We start from the raw sequence: 17,898 nt of genomic DNA, 5'->3' as shown, positions 1-17,898 counted from the left end.
ATTATTGATTTCGCTAAGAGATAATTGAATTTGAGGTTTACTCTGCCAGATCGAGTGTTTGAGGCGCTGATCCGGCAGAGTTTTTTTTGTGGGTGGAAGGAAGAAGTATTCTGGTTACTCTTCATTTTTGAAAACATATTTTACTAAGATTGGATTCTCTTCTTCCGAGTGCGATTGAATGATTCTTTGCTGATCCTCATTTCTTAGCTTCTCGGGAAATAGATCATTTAGTGGAAGCCCTCCTTCCGGGGTACAAAGGATGAAGTCTTCTCCGAAGTAGATCGGGTAAAGTTGCAAGCCTTCCTTGGTTCGCTCGAATTGAAGCAAATCATGTTTTTCCCTATTATAGAACAAGTGGATGTATTTGTTTTTACGGACAACCATGGCATATCGGTATCTCCTGTTTTGCCCTTGTGAATCTATTACATAATTTACGCTCTTGGAGGAATAGGCGTCCTTTACGTATTGGATTTGTTCTTGCTTGCTCATATTGGGACGAAACTTTAAATTCTCAATGTCATTGTTTAAATCTCCGAAATCCCAGCGATAAAGCTCAGTCAAGGTCGCTCCTGAAAGTGAATAAATCGTGTTAGTCAAAGATCTGCGGAGAGCGTGTGGGAATGGAAATACACCCCTGCAAAATATATCTTTTCTCTCTTCCGGGAAGTATTCATCGATTATCTCATTTCTTGATAGGGAATAGAACTTCAGGCGATTGTCATTATCATAGGTGAAGAAAGCGATCGTATCCTTGTTTTGGAACTGGAAAGAATTGTAGGTTCCAGTAATATCCGGAAGTCTCTTTTTCTCGATGAATTTACCCCCTAGGTCATAGAAAAAGAGAGCGTTGCTGACGGCGCAGAGTACTACAAGATTCCTGCGGACTGTATCGATCGCGAAATCAGATAGATTTAGGTACTGCCCCGGGCCGTCTCCTTTTTCGTTAAGCGCGAATTGGAAACGTCCCTCCCGGTCGAAAACGAAGATTTGGGATCTTCGATAATCATGGATATAATATCGGTCCTCAAAAAACTTGATCTGGGTTATATCACGGATCAGCGATTCCGGCGTTGTCTCCAGTGGGATGACTTGGATATCGGAGAATAGGTCTTTTGTGGAGATATTATCTCTCCTTTCCAGATTCACGGTGATGATATCTGATTCCATATTTCTCTTTTCTTTAGATCCCGTACAAGAAAGAAAGAAAAATATGGATATCGCTGAATAGTAAATCAAACTACTCTTCATCTTATTGCTAGATTTAAGTGAAACCAAAATTAGAATATGTAAACGTAAGAAATAAATTATAATATTGGGTCACAAAAAGACGTGTTTTATTTCCCCGAAAAACATCATTGGGAGAAAAGAAATGCTTGTTTGCCTATTTCGGGATAAATCCGTAGCTTTGAACCATTAAAAACAATAGTATATATGAAGGATAACGACTGGAAAGATCGATTAGGCGTGATGTACTCCACGAATCCCGATTTTCAATATAATACGGGAGATACGGAGGAGGAAGATACGTTGCCGAAGGAGAAACAAGCTTTGCGTATTTCCTTGGACAAACGGAACCGGGGAGGGAAGATGGTTACCTTGATCACCGGGTTCCGGGGCACTTCCGAGGATCTGACCGCCTTGGGGAAACTCTTGAAAGTGAAATGCGGCGTAGGCGGCTCCGCGAAGGACGGGGAGATAATCATCCAAGGGGACCTGCGTGCCAAGGTGTTGGATATCCTCCGGAAAGAGGGCTATTCGAAAAGCCGTACGATCTAATCCCCGATCGCTATGCTAACAATCTATAGGGCTTCCGCCGGGGCGGGCAAGACGCATAAATTGACAGGGGAGTACCTGATGTTACTCTTCTCCCAGCCGGGCGCTTTCCGCCGGATCTTGGCCGTGACGTTTACGAATAAGGCGACGGATGAGATGAAAACCCGTATCGTCCAAGAACTTTATCACCTTGCTTCCGGCCGCACGTCCGATTATATCCAGCTACTCTCTTCCGCCTATTCCTTAACGGAGCGGCAGGTGAGGGAGCAGGCCCGGAAGATTTTGGTCGCTATCCTGCACGATTACTCCGCCTTTAATATCAGTACGATCGACCGCTTTTTCCAGCAAACGATGCGTGCCTTTACCCGCGAGATCGGTTTGCAAGGCGGCTATGGCATCGAGATGGACCAAGAACTGGTCTTGACCGAGGCGATCGATAACCTGCTGGCCGATCTGGAGAAGCCGGAGAGCAAGGATTTGCTAGGTTGGTTGCTGCGTTTCGCCGAGGACAAGATCGAGGATGGTGGCGGCTGGAGCTTGCGGAAGGATATCATGTCGCTCAGTCGGGAGGTCTTTAAAGAGAGTTATAAGGCATTCAGCGAGGAGGTAGGCAGAGATATCGCGGATAAGCAGGCCCTTAATGCCTATAAGAATGAGCTATACGCCATTATCCGCTCCGTAGAGGCGGAGGCGAAACGTTTAGGAGAGGAGGGAGTGGCGTTGTTGAAACAGTTTGCGTTACAACCCTCGGATTTTAAGGGGGGAAGCCGTTCCCCGTTTTTCTATTTCGAGAAGCTGGCGAAAGGTGAGATGAAAGAGCCGACAGCCACGTTCCAAGCTTTGCCGGATAATCCGGAGGCCTATACGACCAAGACGACTCCACCGGGCCTCCGGCAGATCATCGGGTGTGTATATGAGGAAGGGTTGAATGCCTGCGTAAAGAATATCGTATCCCTGTTCGCCAACCTGACGGCCTATAACACGGCTCGGGAGATCGTGCGTTATTATTATACGTTAGGGATCTTAACCGATATCTCCCGGCAAATCGCCTCTTACCGGGAAGAAAAGAATGTGATGCTGATCGCCGATACGACCGAGTTGCTGAATAAGGTCATCAGTGGCAGCGACGCCCCCTTTATCTACGAGAAGACGGGTACGCACGTAGATCATTATATGATCGATGAGTTCCAAGATACCAGCGGCATGCAGTGGAATAATTTCCGGCCCTTGGTGGAGGAGAGTCTGGCGAATGGTAGGGCGAACTTGATCGTTGGCGATGTGAAGCAAAGTATTTATCGTTTCCGTAACTCGGATTGGAAGCTATTGGACGAGCAAGTCCGCAGGGATTTCGAGGAGGAACAGGTCCGTGAGGAAACCCTGATGGATAATTGGCGAAGCTGCCGCCATATCGTGGAGTTTAATAACGGGTTCTTCACCACCGCTCCGGCAATCCTGCAAGATCTATATAATGAAGCGTTGAAAACCTCCTCATTAAACGAGGAAGAACGCACGGCCTTTTTCACGAAGATCATGACCGCTTATGATAAGAGCATTCAGCGTGTCCCTCCCCCTTTCCAGAAGAAGGACGGACATGTACGGATCGATTTCTTGTCCGGCGATGAGGAGAAGAAGTGGGAGCAAGAGGCGATGGAGCGCTTGCCGGCTACCTTGGAGCGCTTGCAGGATAACGGTTACGCGCTAAAAGACATCGCCATACTCGTGCGTACCAATCAAGAAGGCGCTTTAGTGGCTGATACGTTGCTAGCCTATAAGGAAGAGCATCCGTCCGACCGGTACAATTACGATATCATCTCCGATGATGCTCTGTTTGTGGGTAGTTCTCCGGCGGTCCGTTTCCTGATCGCCGTATTGCGCTATTTGCGAAATCCGGAGGACCAGACGAACAGGAAATTGGCGATGTATGCCTATCAAGTATTAACCGGAAAATTCGGGGAGAGCGAGGCGGACGAGTCTGTTTTTCAAAACCTTCAGTCTATCTCCCGGCAATCCTTGTACGAGGTAACCGAAGGGCTCTTCCGTAACTTCTCCATTTACTTCCCGGAAACGGAACAGGTATTCGTGCAAGCCTTTCTGGATATGGTTTCCGAGTACGCCCAAAAAGAAAGCGCGGATTTGAACCGTTTCTTGAGATGGTGGGACGAGACCGGTTATCGAAAGACGATCGCTACCCCGGATGGGCAAAACGCTATCCGCATCTTGACCGTACATAAATCCAAGGGCTTAGGTTTTAAGGTCGTTATCATTCCTTTCGGGGACTGGGAGATCGACCATAAGCCGACAAAGCCCGTTATCCTTTGGTGCCACCCGGAGAAGAAGCCGTTTGACCGCCTGCACTTAGTTCCTGTCCGTTACGGACAGATCCTGAGTAGCACGATTTTCGCCAAGGATTATTTCAAGGAGCGCTTGCATGCTTTCATCGATAACTTGAACACCTTATACGTCGCTTTTACCCGTTCGAAAGAAGAACTGATCGTATTCTCCCCCCGTCCGAGGAAGATCAACAAGGAAGGTAAGGTTGAGAAGATAACTTCCATCGCCGATCTATTGTGGGCGGGGGTGGAGACGGATATCGAGGATGATACCTTTGAAAGGGGCGAATGGTGGCATCCAGCTTCGGGTAGAACGGCAGAAGATACCCTGGAGGAAATCCCCATGAGCCGCCTGTATTCCGTTTCCCCGGATGATCGTTTACAATTACGCCTGCATGGGAAAGGATTCTTTTTCGATAATGCCAGGCGGAAGCACGGTACCTTGATGCATGAGGTATTGAGCCGGATACGTACGCCGAAAGATATTCCCGCTTCGGTCGAAAGTTATCGGTTAGCCGGGGTGATTAACCGGGAGGAAGCGGCGGAGTTGATCAGCCGTCTGGAAGAATTATTGCAAGCGGAGGAGGTAAAGGCTTGGTATGATGGTTCCGCCCGTGTCTTGAATGAAGTGGATATCCTGTTCGGTAAAGGCTTGTCTAAACGCCCGGACCGGGTGATGATAAAAGATAACAAGGTAATTGTCGTGGATTATAAATTTGGCGAACGGCAAGATAAGCGCCATCCTAATCAGGTAAGAAATTACCTGCAATTAATTCGTAAAATGGGTTTCGAGCGGGTCGATGGATACCTTTGGTACGTAGAGTTAGGCAAAATAGAGGCAGTGAATAAGTGATATATTTTTGATATTCGGTAAAAATGAATATTTTTGCAGATTCTTAGTATAAAACGATACAGTCAAAGAAGAATGAAAGTACATAAAGAAGGAACCGGTTTACTGCTTACGTTGTTTACAATATTATTTATTGTGAATATAACTTTGTACCATACGGTAGGTAAGGGTATGCTGTTTTATTCTGTCGCTTTTGTTTCTACCGTATTGTTCCTATTGGTATTAAACTTCTTCCGTAGTCCTTTCCGTCGGTTTCCTTATGATTCGGAAGGCTTGGTGATCGCTCCCGCCGACGGTACGATCGTTGCCATCGAGGAAGTGATGGAGAACGAGATCCTTCATAAGAAGTGCCTACAGATATCTATCTTTATGTCTATCTTCAACGTACATGCCAATTGGTTTCCCGTAAACGGTACCGTTAAGCATGTTTCCCACCAGAACGGGCGTTTTATGGCGGCTTATCTGCCGAAGAGTAGTACGGAGAACGAACGTTCGGCGGTCGTTATCACCACGAGGAACGGGGTGGATGTCTTGGCTCGTCAGATTGCCGGGGCGATGGCACGCCGCATCGTTACGTATGCCAAGCCGGGAGAGAAATGTCATGTGGACGAGCAAATGGGGTTTATTAAATTCGGTTCTCGCGTGGATGTCTACCTGCCGGTAGGAACAGAGGTGTTAATAGAGATGGATCAAAAAGTAACAGGCAATCAAACGCCTATAGCCCGTTTGTCAAAATGAGTATAAGAAAACATATTCCTAATACAATTACGTGTCTGAGCCTTCTGTCCGGGTGTGTCGCCAGTGTTATGGCCTTGCACGGAAATCTTTTATCTGCGTTGATTTGGATTATTATAGCCGCGGTCTTTGATTTCTGCGATGGCTTTGCCGCTCGTTTATTGAAGGCTTACTCGCCGATGGGAAAGGAATTGGATTCCTTGTCGGATATGGTAAGTTTCGGCTTCGCTCCGGGCATGGTGGTCTATTGGTTGTTGGGAGAGGCTTCTACGGCTTTGCCTTTTGGCTCTTTGAATACGTATATCCCTTATCTGGCGTTCGTGATCCCTACGTTTTCAGGTTTGCGTTTGGCTAAGTTCAATATTGATGAACGGCAAACTACCTCGTTTATCGGCTTGCCGGTTCCGGCGCATGCTTTATTTTGGGCTTCGGCGGGGTATTCTGTTTTACCGGTTGTTCATGCGAATGAAGGCTTGTTCGTGTTGGTGACTGTTATCTTGGCGTTTATTACCTCCTTGCTGTTGGTGTCTGAGATACCGATGTTCTCGCTGAAGGTGAAATCCTTAGCGTGGAAGGGTAATGAGCTTCGCTATATATTGATCGCTTGTGCCATTATTTTCGTGGCGTTATGGGGATTCTTGGGAATCTCTGGAACCATCCTGTTATATATAGTCTTGTCTATTTTTAACAAAAAGGGATAAACAAGAATTCTTATCTTTGTGTTTGTGATAGTAAAGAATCATTTAAGTATCGGATTATGTTTAAGTTTTTGTTTGTAATATTCTTTTTCTTTATCCTGTTGGTGTTTCTGATGGGTTTCTCCATCTTGCGTACCTTTAAGAACATCTTTTTTGGTAGCGGAAACAACACTCGTAAGGGAGAACAACGTCGTCAAACAAATAGCAATACTTCCGGACATCGTTCTACGACTACTACCGCCCGGGACGATGATGATGATCGTACACCTTATGTGCACCGTAAGAAGATATTCGCCAAGGATGAAGGGGAGTATGTGGATTACGAGGAAGTTAAATAGAGCTTAGCGTCTTTGCTTGAAGAAACGCTGCATTTCTTCCGCGCACTCTTTTTCAAGGATACCTTTTTTGATAATCGCTTTCGGATGGAAGGCTTGAGGGGCGAATTTGGAGAAACCTCTTTTATCATCGGATGCCCCGTATACGATCGTGCTTAATTGTGCCCATCCGATCGCGCCGGCACACATTATGCAGGGTTCCACGGTTACGTATAGACTACAATTTGTTAGGTATTTCGCTCCTAAGACTCCGGCGGCGGCCGTAATCGCCAACATCTCGGCATGTGCGGTCACGTCGTTCAAGCATTCGGTTTGATTATGCGCCCTCGCTATGATCTGGTTGTTGCAGACGATAACAGCTCCTACGGGAACCTCACCCTCGGACGCTGCCGCACGAGCTTCCACCAACGCTTGCTTCATGAAATATTCGTCATTGAAAGGATTCATCTTCTCATCTCATTTTCGTTGAAAAGAGTCGGATAATCCTCCTCCAAGGTCTTGAGGATGTGAGAAAGGATCGTCTCTCGGTACCAACGGGACTTGTTCTCGATCTTGTAGCGTGAAAGATAACGTTTTACCGCTTTATGCTCTTCGTCATTCAGCATAAAGGTCACTTTGTGTACCCTCGGATGATTGGGGTGAGCCGATGAATATTTACGTTCTTCTCTCATACATTTGCAAATGTACGAGTGAATAGCCGAATAACAAAGAAAATGGCTATATTTGTGCAAATTAATGCGATGGCAAGACAGAACGATATGGGTCGGGAAGGTGAGTCTGAGGCTCGTGCCTATCTGGTAAAACATGGATATAACGTGTTGCATACCAATTGGCATTGGCATCATTATGAACTGGATATTATCGCTGTCAAGGAAGATGAGTTAATCGTGGTGGAGGTAAAGACACGCTCTGAGGATTTTTTGCTTTCACCGGAAGATGCGGTAGACACCAAGAAGATTCGGAGGATTGTCGCCGCTGCGGATGCCTATGTCCGTTATTTTAATATAGACTTACCAGTCCGTTTTGATATCGTGACATTGATCAAGAAAGAGACGGGTTTCCTGATCGACCATATCGAAGATGCTTTCTATGCTCCTTGCCGTTAAAAGATAAAAGTTATGAATATAGAAGAAGTACGTGAATACTGCCTTTCCTTGAAGAATACCATCGAGTGTTTCCCGTTCGATGAGGTATCGCTGGTCTTTAAGGTAGAGAATAAGATGTTCCTGCTGCTTCCTTTGGATGCGGAGGAGCCTCATGTCTCCTTGAAATGCAGTACGGACTATGTGGAAGAGTTACGGGAGCATTATACGGCGGTTGAGCCGGCTTATCATTTTAATAAGAAATACTGGAATAGCATTTATCTGGATCGGGATATGGAGGACGAGGAGGTTAAACGTTGGATCTTCCACTCTTACCGGGAGGTGATCGCTAAACTACCAAAAAATATAAGGGAGATTTATAATGATGAGCACTGATAATGAATCTCCCCGCATCTTGCGTGTGGCGGAAACCACTTCTACGAATAGCCTGCTTCGTGAGTTGATCATCAAAGAGTCTCTTTCGGAAGGAAGTGTGGTAGTTGCCGATTTCCAGACTGCCGGACGTGGGCAGATAGGGAATGTCTGGGAGTCTGAGGCGGGAAAGAACTTGATGTTTAGTACAGTCCTGTATCCTACGTGCATCCCGGCAAATCGCCAATTCTTGATTTCTCAAATAGCAGCCTTGAGCGTGAAAGAGACGTTAGACTTATATACGGATCATGTCACAGTGAAATGGCCGAATGATATTTATTGGAAAGATAAGAAGATTTGCGGAATGTTGATCGAGAACGATCTATCAGGGCATAATCTATATTGCTCCATCATCGGGATCGGCATAAACTTGAATCAAGCGGTGTTTCGGGGAGATGCTCCGAATCCTGTTTCTTTGTTTCAAATAATCGGTAAGGAAGTAGATCGAGAAGAGGTTTTGGACCGTTTCCTCTCTGTATTCTATCGCTATTATTTATCTCTTCTCCAAGAGGAATACGAGAATATTCGTATCCGCTATCAATCCGCGTTGTATAGAAGGGAGGGCTATCATGCCTATAGGGATGAGGCGGGAGAATTCGAGGCCTGTATCCATGATATTGAATCAATCGGGCATCTTTTGCTAGCGTTACGGGATGGAAGCATCCGTCGTTATGCTTTTAAGGAGGTTTCTTATTGTAAGTGATGTTTTTGAGCAGCGAAGGTACGTGTTATTAATATATCTAGTTCCAGATAGCTCTATGTATTATTTGCGGAAAATAATATATTTATATATTAAGGTACGTGTACATTATATATAGATCTCTATTTATTAATGAAATTAATCGGAAAATATATATCTTTTGTACCGAACAATAGTGGGTTTGTCTTTGTAATCGGTGGTTTTGTAATGAATAGTCTATTTGATTGATAAGAAAGCCTATATGGCGAGAAAAAAATGATAAAGAAGGGTTGCGCGAATCAAAGAAACGCGTACCTTTGCAAATGATGAATAAAGTCGATCGCCGTTTGTTTTGATTTTTAAGAGAGCGATCGTTGTTAAAGAGCTTATTACACTTTAGTATTAATATTAAATTATTTAATTATGAACAAAAAGTTTTCTACTCTTTTGGCTGGTGTTGCGCTTTTAAGTGCGATGTCAGCAAATGCGCAGACAACACCGGCACAAAACGTTTTGCCTACGGCAAACGGTGCTTATTCAATCGGGAAATTAGTTGAGGGTGCTAACTCTGGCCTTTTCCAATTGAAAGATGAGGCATCCGGTAAGGTCTTGTCTATGGACGAAGATGGTGTTTTATCATTGGTTGCGTCTTCCTCTACTTCCACTGGCTTAGCAAACACGCTTTGGTGTGTTACTGTTTCTTCCGAGAATCAAGGTCAAGCTCCTAAGTTCGACTTCATGAACAAGGGTACAGGTCGTATGTTGGATATCACGATGGCTGAAATTTTGAAATCTCAAAGCCAAGTGGATTTGACTCCGACTACAGGTGGAGAAATCGCAGGTTGGGCTTTCTCTAGAACTATTACGAAATTGGAAGATAAGAGACCTTTGTTCTCTTACTTTACAACTGACTCTGTTGTTGGTTTCACTACTACCAATGGTGTGAAAGTTCAGAAATGGGCAGCTAAGGATGTTCAAAATAATACTTTTGCAGCATTTACATTGCAAGCTCCTGGACAGGTTTATTTGAGCGCTAACGAGTTGAACACTATCTTTGGTAACCAAAAAGCTGATGCTGGTGTTAAGTTAGGTTTCGATAAGGATATCTTAGGTACTACTTTGAAGAATCCGTTCAACGCTGAGAAGTTCGTTGCAGCTGAATCAGGTGAAGATAAATATTTGTATGTATCTGATGTTAAGAAAGAAGCTTATTTGAAAGTTGATACAGCTTATACAAATGAGACTGGTTACAAGTTCTTAGCTTATAACTGGACGAAAAAGGGTGAGACTGGTACAGCTCTAGATGCAGTAGAGAATAGTGCTATTAAAGATCAACACAAGTTCGCTTTCCTTTATTCTCCTGCTTATGATAGCTTGTATATCTATGTAAAACAAATTACATGGAAAGAAGATAACGTTAAGTATTGGGAAGATGCTGCTGCAAATACTGGTGCTAACTGGCGTGTTTCTTTGCAGGATTTGATCAAGAACGAGACTCGTATCTTGACTGTTGACAGCAAAGACCAAAATACTCATATCTCTTTGGGTTACAAGGATTGTACAGCTGTAGAGTCTACTAAGACTTCTTTGAAGGATGGTGTATATTACATCACAAATAAGGCTGGTAAGTATTTGGCTTCTCCGATCTACAGAAATGGTGAGATCGAGTGGACAACTGTTAATGCTAATGAGCAGAATGTAGCTCATATGCCGGCTTATCAATGGGTAATCTTAAAGAAGAACGTAACAGATAAGAATAATATCTCTACTTTAGAGGTTTATAACCGTGAGTTCTCTGATGGTGTTCTTGCTGATTATACTTTGAATTTGAATAAGAAGGCTGGTGCTACTTATTGGTACTTGACAGCTGATGTAAATTCTGCAAATGGTGTTACTATCAATTCTACAGATTCATTGTTCTTTGAACTTGTTCCTGCTGCTTCTGTAGCAGATTCATTGTTAGGTTACAAGAACTTGGATAAAGAAGAGTTGATGATCAACAAGTATACATTCAACTACTGGCATCCGTATGCTACAGACAAATACATCGCTAAGTCTTCAAAAGACTCTACGTTGACTGTATTAGAAGGTAAGACTGCTTTCAATTTGGATACTTTGGTAAATGACGCAGCTGCTGTTAAGGCTCAATATGGTTTCCCTGTTACTGCTGCGGTTGCTAAACGTATCAATGGATTAAAGAACCTTTACAGAACTGTTTATGTAGCAAGTAATGACAATGCTAAAAAGAATATTTGGTCTGTAAATAAGGAAGAGAAATTCAACGTAAGTCAATATTCTACTGACAATAACACGAAATTGACATCTGGTTACTACTTCAAGGAAAATAACCAAATCGATGGTAAGTGCTATCATGCTGTTATTGCTGTAACGAAAGAAGCTGGTAAATATGTGATGAAACTTACTTCAACAAAGGCTGGTGTATCTGACTATGATGGTGCTGCTACATTGAAAGCTCAAATGTTGAACGAGACTAGAACTTCTGCATTCTACATCGCTCCGGATGAGACTCCGTTGTATCGTCAATTCAACAATGCACTTCTTGGTGAGAACGTTGATAATTCAGCAGATAGCTTGATGTTTAAGGAAACTATCCGTGGTGAATATTTGATGGATGAGCATAATGGAAACTTGTTGAACAAGGATGTTGATTACGCAGGTATCTGGGGTGAAGCTAAAGCTGATGGTAAGTTAGCTTTCCGTATTGACACTGCATGGTTAACTCGTGGCGCAGGTAAGGTTAAACCTCAATACTTGGTTTCTGCTTATCGTGAGTTGATCGAGGGTGAGAAGATCATTCCTTGTACTGAGACAGGTAAGCACATCACTGCTGATGGTCAAGTTACAGACGACCCATATCAATGTGTACACGCTATTCATGTGAAGACTCCGGCATTTATCTATGGTAAGTATTTGGTTAACTACTCAGACTCTGCTGCTGCTGTTGCAGATCGTAAGGAGGCTCTTAACCCATACTTGTTCAATACGAAGGCTGTTTCTAACAGTAGCTACACTCGTGTAGGTTTCGTTCCTGCTGTTCAATATGGTGATACTTTGTTTGTCTTGACTGGCAAATACAAAGGTATGACTGCTGATCAATTGAAGAATGAGGGTATCGAGGCAATCAGCGCTGACTACCATAAGAACTATGCTAAGTTCATCAATGTATTGACAGGTGACAAGCACAAGAACGTAACTTGGTCATTCCGTTATGTAAATCCGGATAAGGCTGCATTAGCTTATTTAGATGGTGAAGAGGGTGCGAACAACTCATTCTTGATTGAGTCTAATGTATATGGTGCAACTGATAATCAATATCAGACTGTAGCTGGTGATGTTGCTAGTGCGATTGCTCCGACTAAGAAAGCTGCTTGGTTGAAGATGCACAATGGTTGCTTAGTATTGACAGATGCTAGCTCTAGATTTGATGCCGCTAAGACTGGTGGTGATGGTGCATTAGTATTCAATGCTTATCCTAAGACTGATGCTGATGATATGGTAACATCTAACGATAACATCAACAATGTTGAAGGTGTATCTGTAGTAGCTGGTAACGGTACTGTAACTGTTCAAGGCGCTGCTGGTAAGTCAGTAGTTATCACTAACATCTTAGGTAAGGTTGTTGCTGAGACAGTTCTTACTTCAGACAACGCAACTATCGCTGTACCTGCTGGTATCGTAGCTGTAGCTGTTGATGGTGAAGAGGCTGTTAAGACAATCGTTAAATAAGTAGAAAACTGACCGGATTTCCGTAAGGAAAGACACAGTTCATAAGATAGAGCCCCGTCGATGTATTTCGGCGGGGCTTTTGTGGTTTTGCCTATTTGCCTGACTGTAAGCGAAACCGCAGTTATCCGAACTTTTTGATGGATAAATGGGGATATGCGTGATAAAGCCCTCTTGTAAAGACGCAGAAATAGAGGGAAAGCGGTGGCTTCAACGGGCGTTTTTGACAGGAAAAGTCCCCTTTTTGCACACGATAGGCGGTTAAAGCATATGCGATAGGTCGCGTTGGGCAACGCCAGTAGTGCCGTTGGGCATCGTAAGTAGTCAAGAATAGGGTTGTCAATACTCTAGAATGGGCATCGTAACCCTGTTACTTCCCGGTCGTAACCCTATGGAATCGCCCGAAGAACTCAATGGATATGAATTACGATGAATAAATCTCGCTAGAATGAAAGGTCGTTTTTCGATAAAGGATTGTTATGCAGATGATTGTCGAATTTTTTTCTCGTATTTGCGCACGAACTGTCCGTATGCCCGGAAAAATCGATTCTCCGGGAGTTGATATTACAAATTGTCAGAATGATAATTGCGAAAATCCTCAAAGGGGAAGGCTAAGAATAAATAAATAAACATTGCTGATGTATTTTGATGAGCCCTTTTGTTTTTCGATATGAAAATATATTCTAACTTTGCATTAGTCACTAGGCTTGCCTGTGATTAGAGAATTTTCTCGAAAGTCGGGTTATTCTTCGTAATTATCCGGTAGAGTATAAGAAGATCTCCTCTTTTTTATTTTCCAGTGTGATGATGGAGTGCATTCCACCTTTGAGACTTATCGCTTGATTTAATGTAAAAGACCTCTGCTTACGGAACTAGAGTATAACTATAGGTGGTCTGGAAGTATTTGGAAAATCAACGTATAGAGGAACTAGCCTGTAGGACGGACGATAATTACCATACCGCTATTATTAAGTTCAAGAAGCCTCTCACTTTTAAAGAAAGCGCTGTTCTCCATATAAAAACAAGCAATGATGACGCAAAAGGAGATGCTCTCTCGTCCGGACGCAGGGTATTATTATCGTATTGATTGGGAGAAATAAGATGTGAGAGGAGCCTCTGTTTGTTTAAAACTTCGTTATCATTTCCAAAAAAACACCTATATACCAGCCTTATAACCCTCTATTTGATTTATTCTGCTTATATTTGCGAGTTATCAACAGTTAGGGCGATTTATCAACAAAACAAGCATTGTTTTGATTGAACCCTGTTTGGTTCAGTTTTTAATGTTTAGTTTTGCCCTCGAATTAATTAGGTATAGTATGGGAAAGATTATCGCTTTAGCAAATCAGAAAGGTGGAGTCGGGAAGACAACCACCACGATTAATCTGGCTGCGTCATTGGCCGCTCTTGAGAAAAAGGTGCTGGTCGTAGACGCTGATCCGCAGGCGAATGCCTCATCCGGTCTGGGTGTGGACATACGTAATGTAGAACTTTCTATCTATGAATGTCTGGTGAACGGTGAGGACGCGAGTGGCGCTATCACACAGACTGAAGTGGAAGGACTGGATATCATCCCCTCTCATATCGATTTGGTGGGAGCGGAGATCGAGATGCTAAACTTGGAGAATCGTGAACGGATATTGAAGCAGATATTGACACCGCTGAAAGAGAAGTACGATTTTATCCTGATCGACTGCTCTCCTTCTTTGGGATTGATAACCGTGAATGCCTTGACAGCCGCCGATTCGGTGATCATCCCGGTACAATGCGAGTATTTCGCCTTGGAAGGTATCAGTAAGCTGTTGAACACGATCAAGATTATCAAATCAAAGCTGAACCCGGCACTGGAGATAGAGGGATTCCTCTTGACTATGTATGATTCCCGCCTGCGTTTGGCGAACCAGATTTATGAGGAAGTGAAACGTCCGTTCCGCGATTTGGTATTTACTACCGTGATCCAACGAAACGTGAAGTTGAGCGAGGCTTCCAGTTACGGTAAACCTGTCTTATTGTATGACGCGGATTCGAAAGGATCTATCAACCATATGCAGTTGGCACAGGAGATTGTTGAAAAAAATAAAGGATTATGGCAGCATTAAAAAGATCGGCGTTAGGCCGTGGATTAGACGCGTTAATTACGATGGATGACCTGAAGACAGGTGGTTCATCGTCTATTAGTGAGATCGAGTTAAGCAAGATCCAGCCTAATCCGGAACAACCTCGATCTGTCTTTGAGGAAGAGACCTTGGAGGAGTTGGCTACCTCTATCCGCTCGTTAGGCGTGATACAGCCGATTACGTTGAAGGAAATCGGCCCCGAGCAATATATGATCATCTCTGGCGAACGCCGTTATCGTGCGTCGCTTAAAGCAGGTTTGGAGCGTATTCCCGCTTATATTAAGACGGCGGCCGACGAGAACGTGGTGGAGATGGCTTTGATAGAGAATATCCAACGAGAGGACTTGAACTCTATCGAAATCGCGTTAGCTTATCAAAAATTAATCGATAATTACGGCTTGACCCAAGAGGGGTTGAGCGAAAGGGTTGGAAAGAAGCGTGCTACGATCGCCAATTACCTTCGTTTATTGAAACTTCCGGCCGAGATCCAAGTAGGATTGAAGGATAAGAAGATCGATATGGGACATGCCCGGGCATTGATCCCGGTGGATGATCCGGAGGTTCAATTAGCTTTATATGAGCAGATATTGGCTCAAGGACTCTCCGTTCGTAACGTGGAGGAGATGGTGCGTAATATAGCCGAGGGAATACAACCGGAATTGCCGGAAAAGAAAAAATCGGATCGTAAGCCGATACTTCCGGAAGAGTTTAAATTGCTGAAAGATCATTTGTCCCGTTACTTCAATACGAAAGTCCAGTTGACTTGCAATGAGAAGGGAAAAGGTAAAATTACGATTCCTTTCGCCACGGAAGAAGAGTTGGAGCAATTGATCGGGTTACTGGATAAATTGAAATGAGAAATCGAATCATACTCCTTTTGATCGGATTCATGTGCTATGCCGGGATGGGTAACGCACAGGAGGATAAGACGGAGAAAGCCGTTCCTGCTATAGTTTCCGATTCCGTGGAGGTAGCTGCCCCGGATTCTACCGTGCAAGCCGTCTTGATGGCGGCCGATTCGGTGGGCGTACCGGAAGTGAAGATGAAGCTGGCTTTTAAGCCGAATCCGACAAAAGCGGTCTTGTTCGCCTTGGTTCCGGGTCTGGGACAGATCTATAACCGGAAATATTGGAAATTACCGATCGTTTACGGTGGCTTGATGGGATGTATGTATGCCGTGACTTGGAATAATAAGAATTATAAGGATTATTCGACGGCTTATAAGGATATCATGTATGATGCCGCTAAGAATCTGGAAAATCCGGATGCTTGGAGTAAAAGTTGGCAAGACTTGACTTCCATGGCTCCTGAGGATGCGATTAATAATTCCAATTTCAAGGATCAATTGAAAAGACAGAAGGATTATTTTCGTCGATATAGAGACTTGAGTATAATTATTACGGTCGGGGTGTATGCGTTGAGTATCGTGGATGCTTACGTGGATGCCCAGTTATTCGATTTTGATATATCACCGGATTTATCCTTGCATTTGGAGCCGGTTGTTAGTCCGAAGACGAGTGTCACGCCTCGTACTTACGGATTGAATTGCAGTCTAAAATTCTGATATACATGAAAAGATACCTGCTAGCACTCATTTGTTTAAATTGTTTGGTCTCATTGGTCTATGCGCAGGAAGAGACCCGAATTGAGGAAAAAGATACCTTAAGCTCGCTGGAGTCTGAGGTCGGATTGATTCCGGAAAGCTTGGATGCGAACGTGGATAGTTTGCTCCGTACTTGGCATGTGCAATATTTCTCAAAAAGAGAGGACTTTTGCCATGATGACGACGAGAATGTCTATTTCCCGGATTCGGTCTATATCGACCGCCTGTCTAGGCTTCCCAGCGTGATCGCTTTGCCCTATAATAATATAGTGCGTGATTGTATTGACTTATATGCGGAGCGTAAACGAAATTTAGTGCGTTATATGCTGGGGATGGCGGACTTTTATTTTCCGATAATCGAGCAGGTGTTGGATGAGCATGGCCTGCCTATTGAATTGAAATATCTCGCCGTCGTGGAAAGTGCCTTGAATCCGGTAGCCCTCTCTCGTGTGGGCGCTTGTGGTTTATGGCAATTCATGCTTCCTACGGGTAAGAGCTATGGCTTGGAGATTAATAGCTTGGTGGACGAGCGCCGGGACCCCTTGAAAGCGACCGAGGCCGCTTGTAAGTATTTCAAGGATATGTACGCTATCTATGGGGATTGGAATTTAGTGTTGGCATCTTATAACTGCGGGCCGGGCAACGTGAATAAAGCGATCCGTCGTTCGGGGGGCAAGACGGACTTCTGGGATATCTTCCCTTATTTACCGAAAGAGACTCGTTCATACGTCCCCTTATTTATCGCCGCCAATTACGTCATGAATTATTATTGCGAGCATAACATCTGTCCGATGCAAACCAGCTTGCCGTTAGCCACGGATACGGTCATGGTGAATAATGCCCTACATTTGCAGCAAGTATCGGATCTATTGCAAGTAGATATTGAGACGTTGCGTGCGTTAAATCCACAATATAAAAGAGACATCGTTCCGGGTAATACCCGCCCTTCGGTCTTGAAACTACCTGCGGCGGAAACCTATGCTTTTATCGATAAAGAAGATACGGTCTATACGCATCGGATCGAGGAACTGTTGGCGAATTGCATTTCTGCGAATAACTCTAATGGCTCTTTACCAAGTGGTGCGACCCGGGAAAAAATCACCCACGTGGTATTGAGTGGTGAGAATCTTTATACGATCGCTAATCGCTATGGAGTGACAGCGAAAGATATCCGTAAATGGAACGGGCTAGGCTCCAACCGGGTAGCGAAAGGAAAACGGTTAAGATTATATGTAGATAATGGGGGTGTCGCTTTTGCCTCGGCTGCCAAGACTCCGGTGAAATCAACTGCGACAACAACGAAAAAGTCGGCTTCCGTCGCTACAAAACAGATCGCTTCCGCCAATAAAGATTTTGTCTCTTATAAGGTTAAATCGGGAGATTCACTTTATTCGATTTCCAAGAAATACCCTGGGGTTACCGCTTCTTCCTTACAAAAGGTGAATGGGCTGTCAAGTCCGGATATCCGTCCGGGCCAAGTACTGAAGATACCGGTAGGATGATCATTCGGGGATAAATTC

General features: G+C 44.1%; 16 protein-coding genes. 13 read left to right on the top strand and 3 right to left on the bottom strand.

The features are described 5' to 3' along the window. Window positions 1–114 precede the first annotated feature (114 nt). Window positions 115–1,248 carry a 6-bladed beta-propeller gene (locus DWX84_RS16405; protein WP_048927941.1) on the bottom strand — a complete coding sequence of 378 codons (1,134 nt, stop codon included), beginning with the start codon at window positions 1,246–1,248 and terminating at the stop codon, window positions 115–117. Window positions 1,249–1,431: 183 nt separating this feature from the next. Here DWX84_RS16405 and DWX84_RS16400 point away from each other — a divergent pair, with 183 nt between their 5' ends. From DWX84_RS16400 to DWX84_RS16380, 5 genes are all read left to right on the top strand, one after another. After that, entirely contained in the window at window positions 1,432–1,776 is a 345-nt protein-coding gene (locus DWX84_RS16400) for a translation initiation factor (protein ID WP_008773880.1), read from the top strand. Between the two features lie 12 nt (window positions 1,777–1,788). Further along, the gene (locus DWX84_RS16395; protein ID WP_048927942.1) at window positions 1,789–4,956 is read left to right on the top strand and encodes an exodeoxyribonuclease V subunit beta; all 3,168 of its coding nucleotides are present in this window, start codon (window positions 1,789–1,791) and stop codon (window positions 4,954–4,956) included. Window positions 4,957–5,028: 72 nt separating this feature from the next. Then, window positions 5,029–5,691 carry a phosphatidylserine decarboxylase family protein gene (locus tag DWX84_RS16390; protein ID WP_005861238.1) on the top strand — a complete coding sequence of 221 codons (663 nt, stop codon included), beginning with the start codon at window positions 5,029–5,031 and terminating at the stop codon, window positions 5,689–5,691. Next, the gene (locus DWX84_RS16385) at window positions 5,688–6,389 is read left to right on the top strand and encodes a phosphatidylcholine/phosphatidylserine synthase (protein ID WP_048927943.1); all 702 of its coding nucleotides are present in this window, start codon (window positions 5,688–5,690) and stop codon (window positions 6,387–6,389) included. Before DWX84_RS16390 ends, DWX84_RS16385 begins: the two co-directional genes overlap by 4 nt. A 56-nt stretch (window positions 6,390–6,445) precedes the next feature. Beyond that, the gene (locus tag DWX84_RS16380) at window positions 6,446–6,724 is read left to right on the top strand and encodes a DUF4834 family protein (protein WP_008773877.1); all 279 of its coding nucleotides are present in this window, start codon (window positions 6,446–6,448) and stop codon (window positions 6,722–6,724) included. Window positions 6,725–6,727: 3 nt separating this feature from the next. On the opposite strand, the gene DWX84_RS16375 is transcribed toward DWX84_RS16380, so the two are convergent. Together DWX84_RS16375 and DWX84_RS16370 are read right to left on the bottom strand one after the other, a co-directional pair. After that, window positions 6,728–7,168: a nucleoside deaminase gene (locus DWX84_RS16375; RefSeq protein ID WP_008780688.1), complete on the bottom strand. Its 441-nt coding sequence runs from the start codon at window positions 7,166–7,168 to the stop codon at window positions 6,728–6,730. Continuing rightward, on the bottom strand, window positions 7,165–7,392 hold the full coding sequence (locus tag DWX84_RS16370; RefSeq protein WP_005866807.1) for a hypothetical protein: 228 nt from the start codon (window positions 7,390–7,392) through the stop codon (window positions 7,165–7,167). The genes DWX84_RS16375 and DWX84_RS16370 overlap by 4 nt, the downstream gene beginning before the upstream one ends. A 69-nt stretch (window positions 7,393–7,461) precedes the next feature. Between DWX84_RS16370 and DWX84_RS16365 the strand changes: the two genes are divergently transcribed. From DWX84_RS16365 to DWX84_RS16330, 8 genes are all read left to right on the top strand, one after another. After that, entirely contained in the window at window positions 7,462–7,827 is a 366-nt protein-coding gene (locus DWX84_RS16365; RefSeq protein WP_008773876.1) for a YraN family protein, read from the top strand. 12 nt (window positions 7,828–7,839) lie between these two features. Further along, window positions 7,840–8,199, top strand: coding sequence for an MmcQ/YjbR family DNA-binding protein (locus tag DWX84_RS16360; protein WP_048927944.1), 360 nt, complete (start codon window positions 7,840–7,842; stop codon window positions 8,197–8,199). Then, a complete protein-coding gene (locus DWX84_RS16355; protein WP_122297532.1) occupies window positions 8,186–8,938 on the top strand; it encodes a biotin--[acetyl-CoA-carboxylase] ligase in 753 nt (250 codons plus the stop codon). Before DWX84_RS16360 ends, DWX84_RS16355 begins: the two co-directional genes overlap by 14 nt. A 399-nt stretch (window positions 8,939–9,337) precedes the next feature. Further along, window positions 9,338–12,661, top strand: coding sequence for a DUF6383 domain-containing protein (locus DWX84_RS16350; RefSeq protein ID WP_048927946.1), 3,324 nt, complete (start codon window positions 9,338–9,340; stop codon window positions 12,659–12,661). 1,316 nt (window positions 12,662–13,977) lie between these two features. After that, window positions 13,978–14,757: a ParA family protein gene (locus DWX84_RS16345; RefSeq protein WP_005861254.1), complete on the top strand. Its 780-nt coding sequence runs from the start codon at window positions 13,978–13,980 to the stop codon at window positions 14,755–14,757. Next, window positions 14,745–15,632, top strand: a complete 888-nt coding sequence (locus DWX84_RS16340) for a ParB/RepB/Spo0J family partition protein (protein ID WP_008773872.1) — start codon at window positions 14,745–14,747, stop codon at window positions 15,630–15,632. The genes DWX84_RS16345 and DWX84_RS16340 overlap by 13 nt, the downstream gene beginning before the upstream one ends. After that, window positions 15,629–16,339: a DUF5683 domain-containing protein gene (locus tag DWX84_RS16335; RefSeq protein ID WP_005866821.1), complete on the top strand. Its 711-nt coding sequence runs from the start codon at window positions 15,629–15,631 to the stop codon at window positions 16,337–16,339. The genes DWX84_RS16340 and DWX84_RS16335 overlap by 4 nt, the downstream gene beginning before the upstream one ends. Before the next feature lie 5 nt (window positions 16,340–16,344). Continuing rightward, window positions 16,345–17,880 (top strand): lytic transglycosylase domain-containing protein, encoded by a 1,536-nt coding sequence (locus DWX84_RS16330; RefSeq protein ID WP_048927948.1) that lies wholly within the window; start codon window positions 16,345–16,347, stop codon window positions 17,878–17,880. The last annotated feature ends 18 nt before the right edge of the window (window positions 17,881–17,898 follow it).

Source organism: Parabacteroides sp. AF21-43 (assembly GCF_003635435.1).
Taxonomy (GTDB): domain Bacteria; phylum Bacteroidota; class Bacteroidia; order Bacteroidales; family Tannerellaceae; genus Parabacteroides; species Parabacteroides distasonis.
This window is presented reverse-complemented; position numbering and strand designations above follow the sequence as displayed.

Bases quoted from the DNA above. Each gene is read 5' to 3' on its own strand.
- DWX84_RS16400 (WP_008773880.1), top strand. From the start codon at position 1,432: ATGAAGGATAACGACTGGAAAGATCGATTAGGCGTGATGTACTCCACG.
- DWX84_RS16335 (WP_005866821.1), top strand. From the start codon at position 15,629: ATGAGAAATCGAATCATACTCCTTTTGATCGGATTCATGTGCTATGCC.
- DWX84_RS16370 (WP_005866807.1), bottom strand. From the start codon at position 7,392: ATGAGAGAAGAACGTAAATATTCATCGGCTCACCCCAATCATCCGAGG.
- DWX84_RS16395 (WP_048927942.1), top strand. From the start codon at position 1,789: ATGCTAACAATCTATAGGGCTTCCGCCGGGGCGGGCAAGACGCATAAA.
- DWX84_RS16380 (WP_008773877.1), top strand. From the start codon at position 6,446: ATGTTTAAGTTTTTGTTTGTAATATTCTTTTTCTTTATCCTGTTGGTG.
- DWX84_RS16390 (WP_005861238.1), top strand. From the start codon at position 5,029: ATGAAAGTACATAAAGAAGGAACCGGTTTACTGCTTACGTTGTTTACA.
- DWX84_RS16385 (WP_048927943.1), top strand. From the start codon at position 5,688: ATGAGTATAAGAAAACATATTCCTAATACAATTACGTGTCTGAGCCTT.
- DWX84_RS16405 (WP_048927941.1), bottom strand. From the start codon at position 1,248: ATGAAGAGTAGTTTGATTTACTATTCAGCGATATCCATATTTTTCTTT.
- DWX84_RS16340 (WP_008773872.1), top strand. From the start codon at position 14,745: ATGGCAGCATTAAAAAGATCGGCGTTAGGCCGTGGATTAGACGCGTTA.
- DWX84_RS16330 (WP_048927948.1), top strand. From the start codon at position 16,345: ATGAAAAGATACCTGCTAGCACTCATTTGTTTAAATTGTTTGGTCTCA.
- DWX84_RS16355 (WP_122297532.1), top strand. From the start codon at position 8,186: ATGATGAGCACTGATAATGAATCTCCCCGCATCTTGCGTGTGGCGGAA.
- DWX84_RS16350 (WP_048927946.1), top strand. From the start codon at position 9,338: ATGAACAAAAAGTTTTCTACTCTTTTGGCTGGTGTTGCGCTTTTAAGT.
- DWX84_RS16365 (WP_008773876.1), top strand. From the start codon at position 7,462: ATGGCAAGACAGAACGATATGGGTCGGGAAGGTGAGTCTGAGGCTCGT.
- DWX84_RS16345 (WP_005861254.1), top strand. From the start codon at position 13,978: ATGGGAAAGATTATCGCTTTAGCAAATCAGAAAGGTGGAGTCGGGAAG.
- DWX84_RS16375 (WP_008780688.1), bottom strand. From the start codon at position 7,168: ATGAATCCTTTCAATGACGAATATTTCATGAAGCAAGCGTTGGTGGAA.
- DWX84_RS16360 (WP_048927944.1), top strand. From the start codon at position 7,840: ATGAATATAGAAGAAGTACGTGAATACTGCCTTTCCTTGAAGAATACC.